This window comes from Mesorhizobium sp. M0292 (assembly GCF_040321695.1).
Classification (GTDB): domain Bacteria; phylum Pseudomonadota; class Alphaproteobacteria; order Rhizobiales; family Rhizobiaceae; genus Mesorhizobium.
In genome coordinates, this window is sequence record NZ_JAMYSB010000021.1 from 96,126 (window position 1) to 102,125 (window position 6,000).

General features: G+C 63.5%; 6 protein-coding genes. 2 read left to right on the plus strand and 4 right to left on the minus strand.

Annotated elements, in window-relative coordinates; genetic code table 11:
- The first annotated feature begins 51 nt into the window (after positions 1–51).
- Complete coding sequence (locus tag NKI96_RS25640; protein WP_023671737.1) at positions 52–219, plus strand: hypothetical protein; 168 nt, start codon at positions 52–54, stop codon at positions 217–219.
- A 185-nt stretch (positions 220–404) separates the two neighbouring features.
- On the opposite strand, the gene NKI96_RS25645 is transcribed toward NKI96_RS25640, so the two are convergent.
- The 4 genes from NKI96_RS25645 to ccmA all read right to left on the minus strand — a co-directional run bounded on the left by NKI96_RS25645 (position 405) and on the right by ccmA (position 2,800).
- A complete protein-coding gene (locus NKI96_RS25645; protein WP_352806835.1) occupies positions 405–986 on the minus strand; it encodes a DsbE family thiol:disulfide interchange protein in 582 nt (193 codons plus the stop codon).
- Positions 983–1,174, minus strand: a complete 192-nt coding sequence (ccmD, locus tag NKI96_RS25650; protein WP_023694527.1) for a heme exporter protein CcmD — start codon at positions 1,172–1,174, stop codon at positions 983–985. The genes NKI96_RS25645 and ccmD overlap by 4 nt, the downstream gene beginning before the upstream one ends.
- Positions 1,175–1,296: 122 nt before the next feature.
- The gene (gene ccmB, locus NKI96_RS25655; protein ID WP_352741052.1) at positions 1,297–1,962 is read right to left on the minus strand and encodes a heme exporter protein CcmB; all 666 of its coding nucleotides are present in this window, start codon (positions 1,960–1,962) and stop codon (positions 1,297–1,299) included.
- A 229-nt stretch (positions 1,963–2,191) separates the two neighbouring features.
- Positions 2,192–2,800: a heme ABC exporter ATP-binding protein CcmA gene (gene ccmA, locus NKI96_RS25660; RefSeq protein ID WP_023726028.1), complete on the minus strand. Its 609-nt coding sequence runs from the start codon at positions 2,798–2,800 to the stop codon at positions 2,192–2,194.
- A 285-nt stretch (positions 2,801–3,085) separates the two neighbouring features.
- Between ccmA and acnA the strand changes: the two genes are divergently transcribed.
- Positions 3,086–5,776, plus strand: coding sequence for an aconitate hydratase AcnA (acnA, locus tag NKI96_RS25665; protein WP_023821952.1), 2,691 nt, complete (start codon positions 3,086–3,088; stop codon positions 5,774–5,776).
- The last annotated feature ends 224 nt before the right edge of the window (positions 5,777–6,000 follow it).

Sequence of the window (6,000 nt, forward strand, 5' to 3'; positions counted from 1 at the left end):
CAAGGGAGGAACAAATTCACCGCTGATATGCGGCACGAAAGGACCCTTGCTATGGCTTTTGACAACCTCTTCTCCCGCGCGCGCACCTCGATGGCCAAGCGCCGCCACTATAACCGCCTCGTCGCGGAAATCGAAAACCTGACGAGCCGCGATCTGGCCGACCTGCGCGCCGACCGCTCGGAAATGCTCTACCAGGTCCACAGGCAGATCTACGGCTGAGCATTTCAGACCTCAGCGGGGCACCGCCCCCTCACCCGGATTGCCAAACCGAATTGCATGAGCAATTCGGGCAATCCGACCTCTCCCCCCGGGGAGAGGAGCTAGCCTGTGCCGATGCTTCCCTCTTCTCCCCCACGGGGAGGAGGGGGCGCGTAGCGGCCCGATGAGGGGGCATGGCGCCAACGTCAGCTCGGTGCCGCGAGCGCCTTTTCAATCTGCGGCAACAGAACATCCCTCGCCGACTCCCCTGTCAGCGGCCCGACATGCTTGTAGGCAATCTTGCCGTCCTTGCCGATGACGAAGGTTTCCGGCACGCCGTAGACGCCCCAGTCGATGGCCGTGCGGCCGGCCTCGTCGACACCTATCGCCTGGAACGGATTGCCGAGATCACCAAGGAACCGGCGCGCGTTTTGCGCTTGGTCCTTGTAGTTTAGCGCGGCCATGACGAAGCGCTTGTCCTGCGACAGCTGCAAGAGCACCGGATGCTCTTCCCGGCACGGCGCGCACCACGATGCAAAGACGTTGACCAGCGTTACCTTGCCGGCGAAAGCTTTCGAATCCAGCCCGGGCAGGTTTGACCCTTCCAGCGCCGGCAGGTTGGTCTGCGGCGCCGGCAGGCCGATCAGCGCCGACGGCACTGCCGCCTCATCGCGTCCCGACAAAAGCTGCGACAGGAACAATCCGGCGAGGCCGAGAAAAACCAGCAGCGGCAACAGCACGATCAGGCGGCGGCGCGGCGACGCCGGCGTTTCGCTTTCCGTGCTCATGGCTTGCCGGCCCCAGTGCTGGCCCCAGTACCGGCTTTGTCCGAGCGACGCCGCACGCCGGCCGCTTCGAGGTCTGCCAGTTCGCGCTTGCGGGTCCGCTGGTCGAGCAGGATCCAGCCGATCAGCCCGGCCAGCACGATCACCGTGATGCCATAGGCGGCCGCGACATAGAGTGCGTGTGCACTCATGCGCTTCGCTCCCCTTCCACCGTCACTTCGTCGTGCTCGATCATGGCCTTCCCATAGCTTTGCGGCTTTCTTAGCTTTGCGGCTGGGGCTTCGCAATTGATCGTCGCGCCGCAGCGGTCATATCAATCCGTTCCATGCCGCAGCGCCAGTGCTGCCGCCACCGGACCCAGCACGGCAAGAAACAGCGTCAGCGCGGCAAGAATGAGGAAGGGCTGCAGGAACGGATCAGGGTCGGCCACCGCGCCGTAGCTCGCCGACACCCCGAAGATCAGCACCGGGATGGTCAGCGGCAGCACCAGCACCGAGATCAGCAGACCGCCACGCGGCAGCGCCACCGCCACCGCCGCCCCGACCGCGCCGATGAAAGTGATCGCCGGCGTGCCGACCAGCAGCGTGAGCGCGGTGGCGCCGATGCTGAGCGGCTCCATGTTCATGAACAGGCTCAGCAGAGGTGCCGCAACCACCAGCGGCAGAACGCTGCCCGCCCAATGCGCCAGGCACTTCACCAGCACCGTCAACGCCAGCATGTGGCGGTCATTGCCCAGCACCAGAAGATCGAGCGACCCGTCTTCGCGATCGGCCTGAAACAGCCGGTCGAGGCCGAGCAGGCAGGCGAGCAGAGCGCCGATCCAAAGGATCGCCGGACCGATGCGGGCGAGCAGCTTCAGGTCCGGTCCGACACCGAAGGGGATGGTGGCGATGACGGCGAGGAAGAAGATGACGCCGGTGAGCGCTCCGCCGCCGGCCCGGATGGAGAGGCGGATGTCGCGCAGGAAGAGGGCTAGCATTGCCAAGCCGCGCCTGCGGTTTGATCGCCATCTTGCCGAAGGTGGCGTTCCTTCACACCCCCCTCTGTCCTCCCGGACATCTCCCCCGCAAGGGGGGAGATTGGCAGTTCCGTTGCTGACGCCTCTTTTTCAATGCCGGTGATTGGCGAAAGCCGGCATGACATCTGATCTCCCCCCCTGCGGGGGAGATGCCCGGCAGGGCAGAGGGGGGTGGGCGGGAATGCCGACATCACCCTATTGCTCCCATCCTCAATTCCTTCGCCCCATCCAATCCCAGTGGCAAATGCGTCGCCGCGACAATAATCCCGCCCTCCGCGCAATGCCTCGTCATCAGCCCCGCAAACCGCGCCTCCGAGGCCTTGTCCAGCCCAGCCGTCGGCTCATCCAGCAGCCACAGCGGCTTATGACTGACCAGCAATTTCGCAATCGCCGCGCGCCGCCTTTGCCCGGTCGACAAATATCCGAAAGGCAGATGGCCGATGCCGCCGAGACCAACCGTCTCCAGCGCCTCCCCCACACCCGACTGCCCGTCGCCGTTGAAATCGTGCCAGAAGCGCAGATTCTCCGCCACGCTGAGCGCCGTCTTCATTGCATTGAGGTGGCCGAGATAGTGGACCGCCGAAGCGGTCGTCGGAAACGTCTCGCCGCCGCCCTCGATGCGCACATCGCCTTGCGCCTTCGGCAGCAGCCCGGCGATGACCCTGAGCAGCGTCGATTTGCCCGAGCCGTTCGGCCCGGTGACGACCAGCACCTGGCCCTTGTCGAGCGCAAAACCGATGCCGGAAAAGACCGTCTCGCCGCCGCGTTCGCCGCCCAGATTTTCGGCAATCAGCCGCATGCCTGCTCGTCCCGAAAACTTTACCGCGCGATAGCTGCCGCATCGCACAAATTTGCTCCGCAACTGTCTAGAACTATTCCAGAAAATTCTCTATATGCGGGACATCCGTGCCAGCGGTCGGCACGGGAACAGAATTTGCGCCGAACCAGCGCACGCGCCGCCTTGAACGGCTCGGGTTGGCTGGGAACGGACAGCGGAAATGGCCGTACCCGCACCTTTGCGCGTGATTGCATGCCCATCGGCGTCCGTTCCCTTTCAGGCTGAACAGACAAGGACGGACCGCACGTGTCAAAATCCCTCGACAGTTTCAATTGCCGCCGCACCCTCACCGTGGGTGGCGCGGACTATGTCTATTACAATCTGGTCGAGGCCGAGAGGAACGGCCTCACCGGCATTGCCCAGCTGCCTTATTCGATGAAGGTGCTGCTGGAAAACCTTTTGCGCAATGAAGACGGCCGCTCCGTCACCAAGGACTCTATCCAGGCTGTGGCCGGCTGGCTGACCGACAAGGGCACCGCCGGCGTCGAGATCGCCTATCGCCCCGCGCGTGTCCTGATGCAGGATTTCACCGGCGTTCCGGCGGTGGTCGACCTGGCCGCCATGCGCGACGGCCTCAAGGCGCTCGGCGGCGATCCGCAGAAGATCAACCCGCTGGTGCCGGTCGACCTCGTCATCGACCACTCCGTCATCGTCGACGAATTCGGCACGCCACTGGCCTTTGCCAGGAATGTCGAGCTCGAATATGAGCGCAACGAAGAGCGCTATAAATTCCTGAAATGGGGCCAGCAGGCGTTCCGCAATTTTCGCGTCGTGCCGCCCGGCACCGGCATCTGCCATCAGGTCAACCTCGAATATCTCGGTCAGGTCGTCTGGACCAACACGGAAGACGGCGAAACGACCGCCTATCCCGACACCTGCGTCGGCACCGATTCGCACACCACTATGATCAACGGCCTTGGCGTGCTCGGCTGGGGCGTCGGTGGTATCGAGGCCGAGGCGGCGATGCTCGGCCAGCCGGTTTCCATGCTGTTGCCCGAAGTCATCGGCTTCCGCCTTACCGGCAAGCTCAGGGAGGGCATCACCGCCACCGACCTCGTACTGACCGTCACCCAGATGCTGCGCAAGAAGGGCGTCGTCGGCAAGTTCGTCGAGTTCTTCGGCCCGGGCCTGTCCAACATGACGCTGGCCGACCGCGCCACCATCGGCAACATGGCGCCCGAATATGGCGCCACCTGCGGCTTCTTCCCGGTCGATGGCGAGACCATCCGCTACCTCACAATGTCGGGCCGCGAGGAAAGCCGCATCGCCCTGGTCGAAGCCTATTCCAAGGCGCAAGGCATGTGGCGTGACGCCGGCTCGGCCGACCCTGTCTTCACCGACCTGCTCGAACTCGAGCTCGACAGCGTCGTGCCGTCGATGGCAGGTCCCAAGCGTCCCGAAGGCCGCGTTCCGCTCGAAGGCATTCCGGCCGGCTTCGCCAAGGCGATGGAGACCGAGTACAAGAAGGCTGCCGAAATCCACAAGCGCTATGCCGTCGAAGGCACCGACCATGATCTCGGCCATGGCGATGTCGTCATTGCCGCCATCACGTCCTGCACCAACACCTCGAATCCGAGTGTGCTGATCGGCGCCGGCCTCTTGGCGCGCAACGCCAACCGGCTCGGCCTCAACCAGAAGCCGTGGGTGAAGACCTCGCTGGCGCCGGGCAGCCAGGTGGTCGCCGAATATCTGGAAAAGTCCGGCCTGCAGAAGGAGCTCGACCAGATCGGCTTCAACCTGGTTGGTTTCGGCTGCACCACCTGCATCGGCAATTCGGGCCCGTTGCCAGCGCCGATCTCCAAGACCATCAACGATAAGGGCCTGATCGCCGCCGCGGTGCTCTCCGGCAACCGCAATTTCGAAGGCCGCGTTTCGCCTGACGTGCAGGCGAACTATCTGGCGTCGCCGCCGCTGGTGGTAGCCCATGCTTTGGCCGGCACCGTCACCAAGGACCTGACCACCGAGCCACTCGGCGAAGGCCGCGACGGCAAGCCGGTCTATCTCAGGGATATCTGGCCGAGTTCGGCCGAGATCCAGGAGTTCATCGAGAAGAACGTCACACGTGAGCTGTTCGCCCGCAAATATGCCGACGTCTTCAAGGGCGACGAATACTGGCAGAACGTCAAGGCGCCGGAAGGCCAGACCTATGCCTGGGACGACAACTCGACCTATGTGCAGAACCCGCCCTATTTCGCCGGCATGACCTCCGGTTTCGGCAAGATCGGCGACATCAAGGGCGCGCGCGTGCTCGGCCTGTTCGGCGACAAGATCACCACCGATCACATCTCACCGGCGGGTTCGATCAAGGCCGCTTCCCCGGCCGGCAAATATCTCACCGACCATGGCGTCGGCGTTGCCGACTTCAACCAGTACGGCACAAGGCGCGGCAACCATGAGGTGATGATGCGCGGCACCTTCGCCAACATCCGCATCCGCAACCATATGCTGGGCGAGAACGGCCGCGAGGGCGGCTACACCATCCACTACCCGTCGAAGGAAGAGGAATCGATCTACGACGCGGCGATGAGGTACAAAAAGGAAGGCGTGCCGCTGGTCATCTTCGCCGGCGTCGAATACGGCAACGGCTCCTCGCGCGACTGGGCAGCTAAAGGAACGAATCTCCTCGGTGTCCGTGCCGTCATCGCCCAGTCCTTCGAGCGCATCCATCGCTCCAACCTGGTCGGCATGGGCGTCATCCCCTTCGTTTTCGAGGAAGGCACCTCATGGGCCTCGCTCAACCTCAAGGGTGACGAACTGGTCGAGATCGACGGCATAAGCACCATCAAGCCACGCCAGACGATGATCGCCAAGGTGACCTATGGCGACGGCACCGTGAAGAACGTGCCGATCATCTGCCGCATCGATACGCTGGACGAACTCGACTACTTCAAGAATGGCGGCATTTTGCAATACGTGCTGCGCGATCTGGCCGCGTAGCGGCCAGGGCTTAGGCAGTAGGGATTGGGCGGTAGCGGGGAACGACATCCCCTACTCCCTACTCCCTACTCCCTACTCCCTACTCCCTACTCCCTATTTTTCCAAAGCATTGCCCGACCCGATCGAAGCCCCGCCCTGTCCGACAGGAGTAAAAACCGGCTGTGCGGATCAATATCTGCCCCACGCTCCTGATGCCATGCTCCCGATCGAACCGGGCGGTGAAG

Bases quoted from the DNA above. Each gene is read 5' to 3' on its own strand.
- NKI96_RS25645 (WP_352806835.1), bottom strand. From the start codon at position 986: ATGAGCACGGAAAGCGAAACGCCGGCGTCGCCGCGCCGCCGCCTGATC.
- ccmD (WP_023694527.1), bottom strand. From the start codon at position 1,174: ATGAGTGCACACGCACTCTATGTCGCGGCCGCCTATGGCATCACGGTG.
- NKI96_RS25640 (WP_023671737.1), top strand. From the start codon at position 52: ATGGCTTTTGACAACCTCTTCTCCCGCGCGCGCACCTCGATGGCCAAG.
- ccmB (WP_352741052.1), bottom strand. From the start codon at position 1,962: ATGCTAGCCCTCTTCCTGCGCGACATCCGCCTCTCCATCCGGGCCGGC.
- ccmA (WP_023726028.1), bottom strand. From the start codon at position 2,800: ATGCGGCTGATTGCCGAAAATCTGGGCGGCGAACGCGGCGGCGAGACG.